The following is a 15,488-nucleotide window of genomic DNA, read 5'->3' as shown; positions in this document are numbered from 1 at the left end:
TATGGAATTTCTTGGAACCGTTAGTGCTATTGTGTCTATTGGCACAAAAGTTGCAGATTCAATTAACAAAGTAAGAGAAAAAAGGCGAATACAAAGACGAAATAAGCTAATTTTTAGGCTAGTATTTTTAGCTTGCATCTGTTTCACTTTCTACTATTTTAACGCATTTGAAGCTGTTTTAAAGTATTGTTCTGATTTAGCCAAATTTGTTTTACAATGGTTTTAGATAAAATTTAAGAGCCAAAACGGCTCTTAAAATTATTTAGAACACGCTGATTTGCCGTCCATTACTGGCTGAATTGCTGAGTTATCAGCACCGCCGTCATCATTTATCTTTTCTATTACTTCCCATAGTTTTCTGGCTGCCTCTTCATAGCGTTTTGCAGTTATGCTGTTTGGCTCATAAAAACTTACTGGCTTACCGCTATCGCCACCCACCCTAACGGCTGGTTCTATTGGAATTTCAGCCAAAATTTGTGTTTTATAAATCTTAGCAAGTGCCTCTGTCGTGCCTTTGCCAAAGATATCATACTCTTTGCCGTTATCAGGGCAGATAAATCCGCTCATATTTTCAACTATACCAGCGATTGGGATGTGAAGCTTTTCAAACATATCAAGCCCACGTTTGCTATCATCAAGAGCGACCACTTGTGGAGTCGTAACGCACACACCAGCCGTTACTGGCACACTTTGAGCAAGTGTTAGCTGAGCGTCGCCAGTGCCAGGAGGCATATCTAAAAAGAGCACATCAAGCTCACTCCAAAGCACATCACGAAGCAGTTGCTCAATCGCTTTCATTATCATTGAACCTCGCCAAATAAGGCTAGTGCCCTCCTCCATTAAAACGCCCATACTCATCATCTCAACGCCGTGAGATAAAATCGGTTTTAGCTTATTGCCCACAACCTGCGGATTTGTGCCGACTTCGCCGAGCATTCTTGGGATATTTGGACCATAAATATCAGCATCTAAAATCCCTACTTTTTTGCCAAGTTTTGCCATTGAGATGGCTAAATTTAGCGTCGTTGTTGATTTACCCACGCCACCTTTGCCTGAGCTTACCATTACGAAATTTTTAATCTGAGGGGCAACATTTTTACCACTTTGGCTGTTACTTTTTTGCTCTGGAATTTTTGGCTGAATGATATTTATAAGAGCCTGTGCTCCACCTAAAACACGCGAAATTTCAGCTCTAATCTCATCAGCGACCTCTTTATTTGAGCTTACGATCTCAACGTCAATCTCAATCTTATCGCCCACCTCAACTCTTTTTACAAAGCCAAAGCTAACGATATCTTTTTCAAATCCCGGATAAATCACGCTTTTTAAACGCTCTAAAATCTTTTCTTTACTTAACATTTTTCTCCTTTAAAATTTTAAAACCTACATTTTATCATTTTTGCCTAAATCAAATTTAAAGTTTTTAGAGTGTATAATTTCGTAACACTTTTTAAAGGAAAAATTTTGCTAGACATTACACTTGTTATGCTTGGTGCAGGAAGTGGCACACGTATGCAAATGCCCGTAAAAAAGCAGTGGTTACGCATTGACGATGATCCGCTTTGGCTTTGGGCTACTAAAAATTTGAGCAGTTTTTACACATTTAAAGATATCATTGTCGTTTCAAGCGATTGTGAATATTCAAAAAAATTTGCGCCACACTATAAATTTATAAATGGTGGAGATACTAGACAAGAGAGCCTAAAAAATGCGTTAAGTGCGGTAAATTCGGAGTTCGTGCTAGTTAGCGATATAGCTAGGCCCCTTATATCAAATGAGCTTTTTTCAAAAATCATCGTAAACGCTAAAAATGCCGACTGTATCGTGCCGGTTTTAAATGTTGCTGACACGGCGTATCTTGGCGAAACGGCAATAAATAGAGAGCATTTAAAGCTTATTCAAACCCCACAACTCTCACGTACGCAAATTCTTAAAAAAGCCCTTGATACGAGCGAAATTTACACAGATGATAGCTCAGCCATAAAGGCGATTGGTGGTAGCGTTTGGCAAATTTTAGGTGATGAAAAAGCTAGAAAAATCACGACAAAAGCGGATCTAGCTAAGCTTAATCTAACTCCACCTACAACGCAAAATTTCGTAGGCACCGGCTTTGACGTGCATGAATTTGCAGATAATTATCCGCTTTATTTGTGCGGAGAAAAATTAGAATACGAAAAAGGTTTAAAAGCTCATAGTGACGGCGACGTGGCACTTCACGCACTAATTGACGCTATGTTTGGAGCTAGCGGGCTTGGCGATATTGGGGAGCATTTTCCAGATACTAACATAAAATACAAAGGTGCAAATTCAGCCTTGCTTTTAAAGCAGAGCTATGAAATGGTGCAAGGTGTTGGTTTTGAGCTTATAAATGCTGATATCACGATAATGGCACAGGCACCAAAAATCTCAAAATTTAAGGCAAAAATGGAGCAAAATATAGCTGAAATTTTAGGCGTAATGCCTTGTAAAATAAATGTAAAAGCGACCACAACCGAAAAGCTCGGATTTGTAGGGCGAAAAGAGGGTATTGCTGTAATAGCAAGTGTAAATTTGAAATATTTTGACTGGATGAAAAGATGAAAGTATTAATCGTAGATAATGAAATTTATTTAGCAGGTTCAATCGCTACAAAACTTGCTGATAAGGGGCACGAGTGCGAAATCGCAGGTAGCATCAAAGAGGCTTTAAACGCTGGTGATTTTGACATAGTGTTACTTTCTACCACATTTAGTGGGCAAAATTTTTATCCAGTAATTGAAAAATTTAAAGGCTCTATCATAATACTTTTAGTAACCTACATAAGCAACGACACCGTATCAAAACCGCTAGAAGCTGGAGCTAGTGACTACATACAAAAGCCATTTATGATAGAAGAACTCATAAGAAAAATCAACCATTTTGCACAAAATGCACATAAAAATGAGGAATTAAATTTTTACAAAAACTACATATCGTACTCACTAAGAGAATTTAAAATAGATGAGTATGAGTATAAAAAAATAAAACTCCCGCTTCTTATAAAAGCTCCAAAAATAGGCTACGCAGATAAATTTGTATATGAATACTCAAACAAAAATAATGTAGCTTTTACTCTCATCATCGCAAACAACATCGAGCAAGTTTTATCTGAGCTTTTTAATGCAAAAAACGAATACATTTATATTCTTGGTATACAAAATTTATCAGATGATGAAAAAACTAGGCTATTTGACACTTGCAGAAAAAGAAAGATAATCATCTCAACTAATGACTTTGAGCAAACCTGTTCTTTTGAAACCATAAGCATAGCACAAGGCAAAAAGGTCTTTAGTATCGACGAGATCGCAACTTTAGATGAATACATAAGACACGTTATATCCACATATCAAGATAAGCTGCCAGATACAGAGCTTTCAAAAAGGCTTGGAATTTCACGAAAATCACTTTGGGAAAAGAGAAAAAAATATGATATCGCAAAGAAAAAATAGCCTAAATATCACAAAACAATCCTTAGGGACTTTAGAACTTATCAAAAATCAGGTATTTTCAAAATTTAACAGCCTAATGAACGAAAAAGAGGCAAAAGAGGCTATAAAAACTGGCTTTTTTGACTCTGAGCTAATGCCGTTTCCATTTATCTTTGCACCAAAAGAGCTAGAGGGGCTAGAGCCAAAAAGTGGCGATACGATAGATCTTTTGTTTGAGCAAAATTTGGTCGGAAGGATCTATGTAAGCAGTGTTTATCAAATGAAAGACGAGTATAAAAAAAATATCTTTAGTGCTGGAGCGGTAAAACAGCCAGAGCTTGGAAATATCGCAGTTTCTGGCGAATTTGAGATATTTTTAAACGACGTAGCAAACGCAAAATTGCAAATAGAAAGCATAAAAAAGGAGCAAAACGCACAGACCATAACGGCTCTAATGCTAACCGCAGACCCATTTAACAGGGCACACGAGCGAATTATAAGAATGACCATAGACAAGGCTGATTTAGTAATCATATTTTTGCTTCAAAGCTATGAAGATACGCATATAAGCTTTGAGCTAAGAAGAAGTGTACTTGAGTTTTTCATACAAAACTACCTGCCACAAAAAAGGGTCGTAGTCATCCCTTTTAAAAATACGAACTTATTTAGCTCACACCAAAACCCAAATTTGGAGTGCATAGCAGCTCACAGACTTGGTGCAAACAAGCTAGTCATCGGACAAAATCACAGTGGAATCGGTATGTTTTTTGATCAAAACAAGGCACACACTATGCTTGATGAAGCAACAAAAGAGCTAAATATGCAAATAGTCATACTCCCGGAGCTTGTCTATTGTAATCAGTGCAAAACTCTTGTCAGCACAAAAACTTGCCCACACGGCGGACATCATCACATAAAGTATCATCCGCACACGATAAAGGAGCTTTTATTTAGCGGTATTATGCCACCTGCGATACTTATGAGACCAGATATTTCGGCATTTATTTTAAGTAAAATTTTCCCAAATCGCTTTAAAAATGTCCAAAAACTATGCGACGATCTATTTCCAAATATTGGGCTTATCGAGCCTAGAAGCGATCAGGACTTCTATAAAGAACTTATGAAGCTTTATCAAACATCATCTATGACTTAAAGGAATTTTATGCAAAGAGTATTTTTGACATTTTTTGGAGCTGGTCTTAGTCCAAAAGCACCTGGAACAGCTGGTTCTATTGCTGCGACCATTGTGGCGTTTTTTGTGCTTAAATTTTTCTCAGCCACTACTTTGTTTTTAGCAACGATACTAATCTCACTCGTTGCAATTAACGTAATAAACGAATATGAGAAAAAAACTGGTGAACACGACCACCAAAGTATCGTTATAGACGAAGTAGCAGGGGTTTGGCTCGCGTTTGTTATAAGTGGGACTACTATTACACAGATGATTTTATCGCTTATATTTTTTAGAATTTTTGACATCACAAAGCCGTCGATAATTGGCAGGATTGATAGAAACGTAAAAGGCGGTCTTGGCGTTATGGGCGATGATTTGGTCGCTGGGTTTGTCGCTGGTATCGCTAGTGCTATGGTATATGGTGTTTTGTTAAAATTTGGGATTAGTGTAATTTAAATTTTATATAAATAAAGTACAATTTTCTATAAAACTTCAAAAAGGTGGCATAATGCAAGAACAGCAAATAGACTTTTTAAATACTGATTTCAGTGTACACGAGATAGATTTTGATAGAATTTCAGAGCAAGATGTTTTTAAAATTACTATCACACAAGGACTAGAAGAAGCTTTAAATGATCTTGAAAATTTACGCTCAAATTTACCAAAAGAACAAAATGCCACACTGCTTGAGCTTTGTAAAAATAATGTAATAGACACTATCACATCACAATTTGGGTTAGCATCACTTTTTATAGACGCAAGAGATGGCGGGAGCGTAACGACAACACACAACTTTGAAAAAGGTATAACTGCAAATCAAAACGACGCAAAAAAATATGAAGACTTTAAAAATAATCAAGCCAGTGACTGGGCGACTGTAAGAAAAGATGTAGGCTACGATGAGCCACTACCAAAACTAAGAAAAGAGGCGTTTCAAAATACTACTACGATAATAGATGTATACACAGGCAAACCACTCCCAAAGGATGGCAGAACTCATTTAGATCACATTGTTTCGGCTAAAGAGATAGAAAGTACAGCTAAAAATCATCTTTTTGCAACACCAGAGGAGAGAGCTAAGATAGCAACTTCAAAAGAGAATTTAGCTTTTACTGACGCTAGTTTAAATCAGTCAAAAGGCGATATGAAAATGAGTGATTTTTTGAAAAAAATAGATAAGCAAACTGGTCAAACAAAGGCTCAAAAATATGATATAAATAAAGAAAAAGCACTCAATGCAGACCATAATGCTAGAAATCATATAAAAAGTGAAATAAACAAAAAAGCACTTAAAAAATACAGTGCCGATCTTGCAAAAACTGGTGCTAATGACGCCGTAAATACTGCAATATATTCAGCATTTGGTGTTGTGCTTAGAGATCTAATGCAAGCAATTTTTATCGAAATTCACACTACTTTTAAAAATTCCAAAAAAGAATCGTTAAAAGAAATTTTTGAGCGTTTTAAAACAAGACTTAGTGAAACGTTTAAGCAAATTAAAGAAAAATGGAAAGATATTTTTACAGGTTCAATAGAAGCTGGAGTTACTGCATTTTTATCAAATATTCTTACCTTTGTTATAAATCTATTTGCAACAACACTAAAACGCTTTGTAAATATGATTAGAGCTGGGTTTGTTTCACTTGCTCAGGCTCTAAAAATCTTGATAAATCCTCCACACAATATGTCACAAGATGAGGTAAATTATCAGGCACTAAAGATTTTGACAGCAGGGTTGATTGGAGCTTTATCACTTGGGCTAACAGAAGCGATAGATAAGTTACTTAATTGCGTTCCTGGCTTAGCACCACTTATGCAAATTCCAATAAGCACCGAGCATACGCTTGGTGGTGCCATAGCTGTTACATTAAGTGCACTTTGTGGCGGACTTTTAACAACTATTGCACTATACTTTATGGATAAGGCAAGAAGTGAAAATAAAGAGAGCAGGCTGAGAATTCAAATACTTACCAAAACTGGCGAGATAGTTCAGTATAAAATTGCGCAAACTTACTTTGTTTTAGCAGACGGATATAACACTATTTTCGCAGGAGCAAAGCAAAGCTTTGAAATAATAAAAAATACTCAAGCCCAAATAGATGAAAGCCTTTTAAACTCTGAGCAAAAAATATCAGAATTTGATAGCATAATGCAAAAATTAAAGGAACAAAAATGAGTAATCTTATCACGATAGATGAAAAAAATATCCTAACCACAGGCGATCCAAAACAGGTTGAAATACTAGCAAAAGAAAAAACAGATGAAATATTTTCAGCGATAAATGGTTTAAACAAGAAAATCAAAGAAGCAAAAGAACTAAGTAGTGAAGCTGAAAATTCTAGTGATAAAGCTGGTATGTTTGACAAAATAACAAATTTTACTACTGGCGGTTTATTTGGAAAAAATGACACAGATATACTAAGGGCAAGACAGCGTTTAATTATCAAAGCACAAAGTATGACAAATGAAGCAGTAGCAGAGCTAGCAAAATTACAACAAGAAGCAATAAAACTAACGCAAATTTCGGCACTATTTTCAATGCATATGAGCCAACATATATCTCATATCATTGCCAAAGGCTTTAAAGATAGAGATGGACATATAGTAAAACTTAGTGAACAAGATACTCAAATAGCAAACTATATGCTTGAATCTGCACAAAAATATGCCGAACAAGAGATTAAACGCGAGCAAGATATAAAAAATATTAACAATAGGCTTGACGAAAAAAGCAAACTTGATGACGAGCAATCACAAGCAATACAAGAAAACCAAAATACAATAGCTAAAAACAAGGATACACTAGCCAGGCACTCAGAAATTTTTAAAGAATTTAAGAATAACAAAAACATCCTAGACGACGAGCAGTCTAAACTAATAGAACAAAATGCTCAAAGAATTGCAAATAACGCCGAAATTATCGCTAAAATTCAAAACCAAAGCAATATAAAAATTTATCTTTTATGTGTAGTAAATTTTATTATTTCAGTCGTAGCAATTGCTCTTCATTTTATAAAATAACTTAAAAATACAAAGTGGTATTTTAGATAATATCACTTTGCCTTAAAAAACCATAATTGCAATAATTTTAAATTTTACAAGATCTCTTATCTATCACAAACTCAAAAAGAAGACGAGCTCCGGTCTCTCTGTAAAATAGATGATGAAGCTTTATGCCACCATTTAGCATAGCAATCACTCGCTCATCCTTACAAAGCCTATCCTCGTTCGTCTTCTTTAGGCTCTTTTTATAAGTCTCTATCTGCTCACTACTCATCTGCGATATGACAAGACGAGCTGTGTCATTTACTTTATAATGGTAGTAAAGCTCATCGCCAACATCAAGCAGTGCCGTTAAGCTAAAGTAGTCATCAATACGCATTGGTAAGGCTTTAAAGTAATACTGTGCGTATGCTTTAGCCAAATCATAAGGCGTAGCAAACGACAAAACGCTAAATAAAATAGCCACTAAATACCGCAAAATTTCCTATCCACAACTATTTTAAACGGCTTTTTAGCACTAAAATTTCCAACCATCACAAGCCCTTTATCTAGGACTTTGACAAATAAATTATTCGCACAAAGCTCATCTTTAGTCCCACTAATAAGCTTTTGTTTTAGGTTAGAACTATCCTTGTCTACGCTAAATTCGCCAACAAGCGTCGTGTCGTCTGCTTTGATATTTTTTAGCGTAATATTTTCATTAATCTTTGAAGGCAGATACGCAGTTGATAAATTTTGCACCATAAGTGCTATCTCGTTTGGATTTAAGCTATCAATCAAGCTCTCATAAAATTTCATCTGAGCGTCGGTTAAGTTATCCTTTGAAACGCCAAAAACTGCCAAAAGGCAAACCACTACAAACACTCTCATCGCCACTCTCTTTTTATAAATGGCGAAAGTTTTACTAAAATTTCATACTCTATAGTGTTAAAAAATTTAGCCCAAACTCTAGCGTCATCAAAAACACACACCCACTCTCCAGTATCCTTACTAGAAAAACTATCCATACTCATACGCCCAAGCAAAGGCTCGTTACTAGCCAAACAGAGCCTACCAACCCCATTATACCTAAGCAACCCATCACCATAGCCAAGGTCATAAGTGGCGATATTCATATCACTATCTGCTACAAATTTTCCGCCATATCCGACACCCTGCCCCGCTTTTAAAACACGAGAACTTACCTTTTTAGCCCACAAGCTAAGCACAGGCTTTAAACCCAAAGTAGCGTCAAACTGAGCATAACCAAGTTGTGCTATACCAACCCTAATAAGCTCATCATCAAAATCAAATGCCCTTTCAAACGCAGCCGAAGCTCGTGAGTGAAAATTAAGCTTATTAAATCCAAGCTCACTTGCGATTTTTAAAATTTTAGATTTTATTGATTTAAAATTCTGATCTTGCACAAAATACTCAGCACTAAGCTCGTCCGCTCCACGATGATGTGTAAAAGCCCCCTCAAGCACGAGATTTTTAGCCTTTATAATCTCAAAAGCCTCATCAAGCTCACTCATCTGTATGCCGTTTCTATGCATTAAAGTATCGACCGCAAGATGAATTCTCGTACCATCTTTTATATCTCTTAACGCCTTAAGGCAATTTGTGGCATAGATATATCTTTGGCTTTCGTTGCCCTCTGGTATGTGGGAAAGTATCAAAATTTTATCAAAAAACGGCTCTAGCTCATCCGCCTCGTACTCATTTTTAACAGCACAAAATTTAAAGCCGATATCCTTAGCAACACCAGCTAATAGCGTAGCTCCGTGCCCATAGGCATTATCTTTAAGAACCAAAACGACACGCTCTTTATCGCCCACCTTTTTAGCGATACACTCAAGGTTGTTTATGTAAGCGTTTTTATCTAGGTAAATTCTAGCCATTATTTTGCTTTTACGTCAAAGACTTTATAAACATCTGGCAAAAGACGCCTAACACTATAATCAAACGCGTAAAATTTTGCGTAAATTTCCTTTAAATCAGCCTCTTTTGCATTGGCAAAATCAAAAACATCAGTGCCATTTTTTTTAGGCACGAGCGTGTCTAAAAGTGCAAAAAAGTCGCCTCTGGCTTTAAAAATATCGTCTAATTTTGCTTGTATCTCATCTCTCATCTTACTCTTCCACTAAAATTTTAATCTTATCCCCATAAAGCCTTACATAAAGTGTCTTTTGTCCTTGAAATTTATAGCTTGGCACCCAGTAGTCCTCATAAAAGCTTACGCGGTAAATCTTATAACCCTTTGTGTTTGGATATGGTGTAATGCTAAAGCTAGAAAAACTTATGCGTTTTTGTTCGTTTCTTGAAAATATCATTCGCTTCATATTTTTAAAATTTGCAAGGCTCATTCCGTCGTGCCTTATAAACTCATCATCATAAAATTTCAAATAACCCTCTATGTCATTTTCGCTCCACGCCTTTTTCCAGGCAAACACACCAGCAAATACCGCCCCTATATCGTTAGCATTTGCCTCTATTTTTTTACCCTCAAATATCAACGCAAGGCTCTTTTTGTGGTCAATAAGCTTGTCATACTTCATAAGAGTGTCGTTTTTAATGGCGATACAGCCCTTTGTTTTAAGCTCGTCAGTTCTATCGCCATTTAGCGGATAGCCGTGTATCCAAATTCCACTTCCGTTTCGCTTTGACTGCTTATCTAACAAATTTGGATATGAAAGCGAGAACGCAAGTGGCCCAAGATATGGGTCTGTTGGAGTAAATCTACGAGTTAGCTCATACACACCTATTGGCGTTTTTAAATCGCCCTCAACTAGCTTATCTCCGCTCTTGCCAACTATTACATCGGTTTTTAAAATTTCAGAAATTTTGCCGTCTTGGTAGGATAAAAGTTTTAACTCTTTTTTGTCTTTATCGACGATATTTAAAAGCACATCAGAGTCGTAGTAGCCATACTCTAAATTTTTATCGGCTAATTTTTTTGCCCAAAAATCGCCATTTAATATATTTTTCTCTATCGCTTTAATGACCTCAGCGGCACCTTTTTTAAGATATATCTCCTCGTAATCACTACCAAATAAACAGCCTAATGAAGTAATAAATAAGAGTAGTTTTTTCAAAATTTCTCCCAGAAATTTAAATTAAAGTTGTTAATTATAGCTTAAAAATTAAAAATTTTGCTTATAAGCTTCTTTTTAAAGTTTAAATCCTATAATGGCTCTTAATAATAAATTTCAAAAAGGAGAGCATTTATGAGAAAAATAACTGCGTTTTTAGCTTTGGTGGCTGTTAGCCTATTTGGTGGCGAGATAAGCATAGAGAAAATTTATGCAAAAGAGAGTATGAAGTCAGCTCAAAATGGTGCTGTTTTTATGAATATCAAAAACGATCTTGGAGCCGACATTAAGCTTATCGGAGCTAGTTCTAGCGTGTGCCAAACAGTAGAAATTCATACACACAAGATGATAGACGGTATGAAAATGATGACAAAAATAGATGACATAGAGATCAAGGCGGGAGAGAGCGTCGAGCTTAAACCTGGTGGGCTTCACATTATGCTTATGGGGCTTAACAAACAGCTAATAAACGGAGAGAGCGTAGATCTAACGCTAAATTTTGACACTGGCAAAAGCATAACTATAAAAGATATAAGCGTTGTAAATCAAAAAACACTATTCTTAGAAAAATGAGAAAATTCCTTGTTATTTTGCCTATTTTGATACTGGCTGGGTGGTATTTTTTTAAGGAGCAACCAGCCAGTATACAAAGTGATGAAAATAGCACACTCTCAAAGCTTGAGTGCGATCTAAACAAATCGCCCTGCACTATCAAATTTGGCGATAAAAATATCACATTTGAGCTATTTCCTAGACCAATTTATGCGATGAGGCCCGTTTGGCTTAGCGTTGAGGGTTTAGAGCTTAAAAACCCAAGCATTGAGGCTTATGGGCTAAATATGGATATGGGCAAAATAAAGGCGAAATTTAAAAAACAAGATGACGTATATCTATCAGAACTCGCTTTAAGTGCGTGTCTGATAGATGTTATGCGGTATAGATTTGAGATACTTGAAGACGGCAAAAAAAGCGGTATCTTTATAGATTTTGATCTTAAAAACTAGGAGTTTGCGTGAAGTATATATTTTATATTTTTACATTTTTCTTTATAGTTTTTGGTATATGCTTTTTGATCTTAAAGCCAAACAAATACGACTTTAAATCCGATATAAACGGCACTCAAATAAGCCTTAAAAGCTTTAATGGAAAATACAAAGCAGTGTATTTTGGCTATCTTTACTGCCCTGACGTATGCCCAACATCTCTATCACTCATATCAAACGCACTTGATAAGTTAAACAGAGATGATTTTGAAGTGATTTTCATAACGCTTGATCCTGAGCGTGACTCAAATGACGATCTAACACAAATGGCTCAAAATTTTTACAAAAACGCGGTAGGACTAAAGGTTGAAAATTTAGAAAAAGTCACAAAAAATTACGGCGTAAAATACAAAAAAATCCCTATGCCAGACTCGGCTATGGGCTACTCCGTCGCTCACTCATCTAGCATATATCTGCTTGATAAAAATGGTAAATTTTTTACTGAAATTTCAAACTTAACACCAGATAACATAAGTGAAAATTTAGAGCAACTAATTAGCAAAAGACCATAGCTACTTTTTCTTTATAAAAATGGCGTTTTTGGCATACTCAAATTTATACCCAGCTCCATCATTTCTAATCTCAATCTCGCTAAATACGAGCGTGCCGTTTTCATCAGCCCTTTGCAAAAAGTCGTATTTATAGCCTTCTAACTCACTTTGGGTGTAGGTTTTATTTATATCAAGGCTATTTTTCTTAAACGCTTCACTTATAAATTTATCGCCATAAAATTTCATTATCTCTTTGCCGTCGCTTAAAAGCTCTAAGTCGCCCCTTTTGGTGGCGTTATCATCGCTAAAAACGTAGTCTGCAACGTAGATGATTTGACTAAACTCGCTACTTAAATCAAGCTGGCTACCTGCGTCTAGGTTAAATGTAATGACACTATCTGCATAAATTGTACTAAATTCCAAAAATATTTTTACGCCGTTTTTGCCATAAATTTCTTCAAATTTTGATTTTTTATAATCAAAAAGTTTATAAATTTCATTAGCCACGATAAACTCTTCGCCATCTTTTATATTAAAATCAGCCTTTATCTTACCCTTTTCATCAAGGGCGTTTTGCTTTAAAAGAAGCGAATTTAGCCGATTTATTTGGCTATTTAGCGAAATTTTAGTAGCATCAAAGACAAAAAACGATACAAAAATACAAACGATAAAACTTATCATAAAACGGCTAATTTTGGCTTTAAAAAGCAACAAAACAGCAAAAACGCTAAACAAAACAGCAAGTGCTAAGAGATAAAATCTATCAATCGTAAAGCCATACTCGCCAACTCGCCTTAAAACCGCTATAAAAAGCATAATAAGTGGCACTAAGCAGATTAAGCCAAAATACCTATAAAAGGCTAAAAATTTGCCACTATATCGCCCCTTTAAGCAGTAAAATGTAACACCAAAGGCAAGGTAAGGCAAAATAATAAGCGATAGCATACCTCGTGGCAGCTCAAAACTAATGGCAATCACAGCAAAATAAACGTAAAGCAAAGCCGTGTAAGCAAGTAAAAATAGGCTAACTATGCTAAACAAAATCTCAAAAACGACGCCAAATTTTGGCAAAATCTCAGTATTTTTAAAATACAAAAATAGCGTTGGAGTAATTAAGAAAAATAGCGTTAAAAAGCTTGTAGCATAATCGCCAAAACTAAAACCAAAAAGATACGAAACACTAGCGATAAATCCACATACCAAAGCAAACACGCCAAGCATAATCAAAATGGCGTAAATTACAGCGGTTAAATTTTTAATAAAAGTGCCTAAAAATCGCTCATCGTCGCTATAAAACGGAGCTGATAAAAGCGTGAGAAAGGCTATGAAATTTAGAGCCAAAAACTGCTCGGTTTGTACAAAATCACTGAAATTTGAGCCAAATTTTATTAAAAAAATGTAAAAAACAGCAACAAAAACGAAAGCGATTTTATAAAATTTCGTGCCGTTTGCTAGATGAATGATACAAAAAGCAATGCCAGAAAATGCGTAAAAAACATAAAATTTCTCTAAAGTTTCCAAACTAAAAAACAAAAACGGCAAACTTGATAAAAGTATCAGCAAAGTCTCTATTTTATTATCTCTAAACGTATTTAATAGTGGCTTAAAATTCATATATTCCCTTGTGGATTTTGCACAAAAAGGATTAGTGGTGTTTGCCACTAATCCTTGAAGTAGTTATAGTTTTGGACCAGCTTTGGCAAACTCAACGCCCTCTTTTACGTCCTCGTAGCGTTTGAAATTCTCACTAAACATAGTGGCGAGTTTATCACGCTGGGCTATGTATTCATCTTGGTTTGCCCACGTATTTATAGGATTTAGAAGTTTTGTTTCAACGCCACTTAACTCTTTTGGGATAGCAAGATTAAACTTATCAAAATTTTCAAATTCGCAGTTTTTAATACTACCATCAAGTATGGCGTTTATGCACGCACGAGTAGCCTTAATGCTCATACGTTTTCCAACGCCATAAGCACCACCGCTCCAACCGGTATTTACTAGATATACGCTTACTCCGTGCTTATCAATCTTTTCACCAAGTAGCTTTGCATAAGCTGTCGGATGAAGTGGCATAAATGGCTCACCAAAACAAGCTGAAAAGGTCGCAACCGGCTCGGTTATGCCACGCTCTGTGCCTGCTACTTTTGCTGTGTAGCCACTTAGAAAATAATACATCGCCTGTTCTTTTGTAAGCTTTGCAACCGGTGGCAAGACACCAAATGCGTCGGCTGTTAAAAATATTATGTTTTTTGGGTGGCCAGCACTTAGGCTTGGCTCGTGATTATCAATGTGTTCTATCGGATAGCTAACACGTGTGTTTTCGGTCTTTGAGCCGTCTTTGTAATCAACCACACCATTTGCGTCAGCTACGACATTTTCAAGCAAAGCGTTACGGCGGATTGCGTTATAAATTTCAGGCTCACTATCAGGGTCAAGATTTATGCACTTTGCGTAGCAACCGCCCTCAAAGTTAAATACGCCCTCATCGTCCCAGCCATGCTCATCATCGCCGATTAACTTTCTGTGTGGGTCGGTTGAAAGCGTGGTCTTGCCCGTGCCACTTAAACCAAAAAATAGTGCTGTATCGCCGTCTTTGCCTACATTTGCTGAGCAGTGCATAGAGAGTTTGCCTTCAAGTGGCAACCAGTAATTCATCATTGAAAAAATCCCTTTTTTCATCTCTCCGCCATACCAAGTCCCGCCAATAACCGCTACATTTTCTTCAACATTAAAAATGACAAAAACTTCGCTATTTAGTCCGTCCTTCTGCCACTCGTCATTTACACACTTACAAGCGTTATAAACTACAAAATCTGGCTTAAAATTTGCTAGTTCATTATCATTTGGGCGAATAAACATATTTTTTACAAAGTGCGCTTGCCACGCTACTTCTGTAACAAATCTAACAGCCTTTTTTGACTTAGCACTCGCACCACAAAATGCGTCTTGCACGTAAATTTCTTTACCACTTAGCTGTGCTTTTGCCTTTGATAAAAGCTTGGTAAAAAGCTCTTTTGAGATAGGCTTATTTACCTTCCCCCACGCTATAAATTTACCGCTTGGGTCTTGCTTTACAAAATACTTATCCTTTGGGCTTCTACCGGTAAATACGCCAGTATCAACCATAAAGGTGCCATTACTGCTTACCCTACCCTCGCCGTTTTTAACCTCGTGGTTAAAAAGCTCATCGTAGCTTAGGTTGTGATAGACCTTTTTGATGTCTGCTAACCCCAAGCTTTCAAAATCACGCGTCATTTTTT

At 36.2% G+C, this 15,488-nt stretch carries 18 protein-coding genes; 10 read left to right on the top strand and 8 right to left on the bottom strand.

Features of this window, described 5'->3' with window-relative positions:
- The first annotated feature begins 1 nt into the window (after position 1).
- Positions 2–226 carry a hypothetical protein gene (locus CMCT_RS03120; RefSeq protein ID WP_034968207.1) on the top strand — a complete coding sequence of 75 codons (225 nt, stop codon included), beginning with the start codon at positions 2–4 and terminating at the stop codon, positions 224–226.
- 32 nt (positions 227–258) lie between these two features.
- On the opposite strand, the gene CMCT_RS03115 is transcribed toward CMCT_RS03120, so the two are convergent.
- The gene (locus CMCT_RS03115) at positions 259–1,359 is read right to left on the bottom strand and encodes an Mrp/NBP35 family ATP-binding protein (RefSeq protein ID WP_034968205.1); all 1,101 of its coding nucleotides are present in this window, start codon (positions 1,357–1,359) and stop codon (positions 259–261) included.
- Positions 1,360–1,464: 105 nt separating this feature from the next.
- Between CMCT_RS03115 and CMCT_RS03110 the strand changes: the two genes are divergently transcribed.
- From CMCT_RS03110 to CMCT_RS03085, 6 genes are read left to right on the top strand one after another with little or no spacing between them, the layout of a single operon-like run.
- Positions 1,465–2,580, top strand: coding sequence for a bifunctional 2-C-methyl-D-erythritol 4-phosphate cytidylyltransferase/2-C-methyl-D-erythritol 2,4-cyclodiphosphate synthase (locus tag CMCT_RS03110; protein ID WP_034968202.1), 1,116 nt, complete (start codon positions 1,465–1,467; stop codon positions 2,578–2,580).
- Positions 2,577–3,467, top strand: coding sequence for a response regulator (locus CMCT_RS03105; protein WP_034968201.1), 891 nt, complete (start codon positions 2,577–2,579; stop codon positions 3,465–3,467). The genes CMCT_RS03110 and CMCT_RS03105 overlap by 4 nt, the downstream gene beginning before the upstream one ends.
- Positions 3,445–4,599, top strand: coding sequence for a sulfate adenylyltransferase (locus CMCT_RS03100; RefSeq protein WP_176325007.1), 1,155 nt, complete (start codon positions 3,445–3,447; stop codon positions 4,597–4,599). Before CMCT_RS03105 ends, CMCT_RS03100 begins: the two co-directional genes overlap by 23 nt.
- 9 nt (positions 4,600–4,608) lie before the next feature.
- Complete coding sequence (locus CMCT_RS03095; RefSeq protein WP_034968198.1) at positions 4,609–5,076, top strand: phosphatidylglycerophosphatase A family protein; 468 nt, start codon at positions 4,609–4,611, stop codon at positions 5,074–5,076.
- 52 nt (positions 5,077–5,128) lie between these two features.
- Entirely contained in the window at positions 5,129–6,796 is a 1,668-nt protein-coding gene (locus tag CMCT_RS03090; protein WP_176325006.1) for a hypothetical protein, read from the top strand.
- The gene (locus tag CMCT_RS03085; RefSeq protein ID WP_034968195.1) at positions 6,793–7,641 is read left to right on the top strand and encodes a hypothetical protein; all 849 of its coding nucleotides are present in this window, start codon (positions 6,793–6,795) and stop codon (positions 7,639–7,641) included. The genes CMCT_RS03090 and CMCT_RS03085 overlap by 4 nt, the downstream gene beginning before the upstream one ends.
- A 67-nt stretch (positions 7,642–7,708) precedes the next feature.
- Here CMCT_RS03085 and CMCT_RS03080 read toward each other — a convergent pair whose 3' ends face one another.
- The 5 genes from CMCT_RS03080 to pgp2 are packed head-to-tail and all read right to left on the bottom strand — an operon-like array spanning position 7,709 to position 10,697.
- Complete coding sequence (locus CMCT_RS03080) at positions 7,709–8,089, bottom strand: hypothetical protein (protein ID WP_034968193.1); 381 nt, start codon at positions 8,087–8,089, stop codon at positions 7,709–7,711.
- Positions 8,089–8,493 carry a hypothetical protein gene (locus CMCT_RS03075; protein WP_034968190.1) on the bottom strand — a complete coding sequence of 135 codons (405 nt, stop codon included), beginning with the start codon at positions 8,491–8,493 and terminating at the stop codon, positions 8,089–8,091. Before CMCT_RS03075 ends, CMCT_RS03080 begins: the two co-directional genes overlap by 1 nt.
- Positions 8,490–9,503 (bottom strand): alanine racemase, encoded by a 1,014-nt coding sequence (locus CMCT_RS03070; protein WP_034968188.1) that lies wholly within the window; start codon positions 9,501–9,503, stop codon positions 8,490–8,492. The genes CMCT_RS03075 and CMCT_RS03070 overlap by 4 nt, the downstream gene beginning before the upstream one ends.
- Complete coding sequence (cmeU, locus tag CMCT_RS03065; protein ID WP_034968185.1) at positions 9,503–9,733, bottom strand: CmeU family protein; 231 nt, start codon at positions 9,731–9,733, stop codon at positions 9,503–9,505. The genes CMCT_RS03070 and cmeU overlap by 1 nt, the downstream gene beginning before the upstream one ends.
- Position 9,734: 1 nt before the next feature.
- Entirely contained in the window at positions 9,735–10,697 is a 963-nt protein-coding gene (gene pgp2, locus CMCT_RS03060; RefSeq protein ID WP_176325005.1) for a cell shape-determining L,D-carboxypeptidase Pgp2, read from the bottom strand.
- 132 nt (positions 10,698–10,829) lie between these two features.
- Between pgp2 and CMCT_RS03055 the strand changes: the two genes are divergently transcribed.
- Genes CMCT_RS03055 through CMCT_RS03045 form a run of 3 tightly spaced genes read left to right on the top strand, consistent with a single transcriptional unit; the run spans position 10,830 to position 12,249 of the window.
- Entirely contained in the window at positions 10,830–11,267 is a 438-nt protein-coding gene (locus CMCT_RS03055) for a copper chaperone PCu(A)C (protein WP_034968182.1), read from the top strand.
- Complete coding sequence (locus CMCT_RS03050; RefSeq protein WP_034968181.1) at positions 11,264–11,698, top strand: hypothetical protein; 435 nt, start codon at positions 11,264–11,266, stop codon at positions 11,696–11,698. The genes CMCT_RS03055 and CMCT_RS03050 overlap by 4 nt, the downstream gene beginning before the upstream one ends.
- A gap of 8 nt (positions 11,699–11,706) precedes the next feature.
- Positions 11,707–12,249: an SCO family protein gene (locus CMCT_RS03045; protein WP_034968179.1), complete on the top strand. Its 543-nt coding sequence runs from the start codon at positions 11,707–11,709 to the stop codon at positions 12,247–12,249.
- On the opposite strand, the gene CMCT_RS03040 is transcribed toward CMCT_RS03045, so the two are convergent.
- Together CMCT_RS03040 and pckA are read right to left on the bottom strand one after the other, a co-directional pair.
- Positions 12,250–13,842 (bottom strand): DUF4153 domain-containing protein, encoded by a 1,593-nt coding sequence (locus CMCT_RS03040; RefSeq protein WP_034968176.1) that lies wholly within the window; start codon positions 13,840–13,842, stop codon positions 12,250–12,252. It abuts the gene before it with no gap.
- 63 nt (positions 13,843–13,905) lie between these two features.
- Complete coding sequence (pckA, locus tag CMCT_RS03035; RefSeq protein WP_034968174.1) at positions 13,906–15,483, bottom strand: phosphoenolpyruvate carboxykinase (ATP); 1,578 nt, start codon at positions 15,481–15,483, stop codon at positions 13,906–13,908.
- Between the last annotated feature and the right edge of the window lie 5 nt (positions 15,484–15,488).

The organism is Campylobacter mucosalis, assembly GCF_013372205.1.
Lineage (GTDB): Bacteria > Campylobacterota > Campylobacteria > Campylobacterales > Campylobacteraceae > Campylobacter_A > Campylobacter_A mucosalis.
This window is presented reverse-complemented; position numbering and strand designations above follow the sequence as displayed.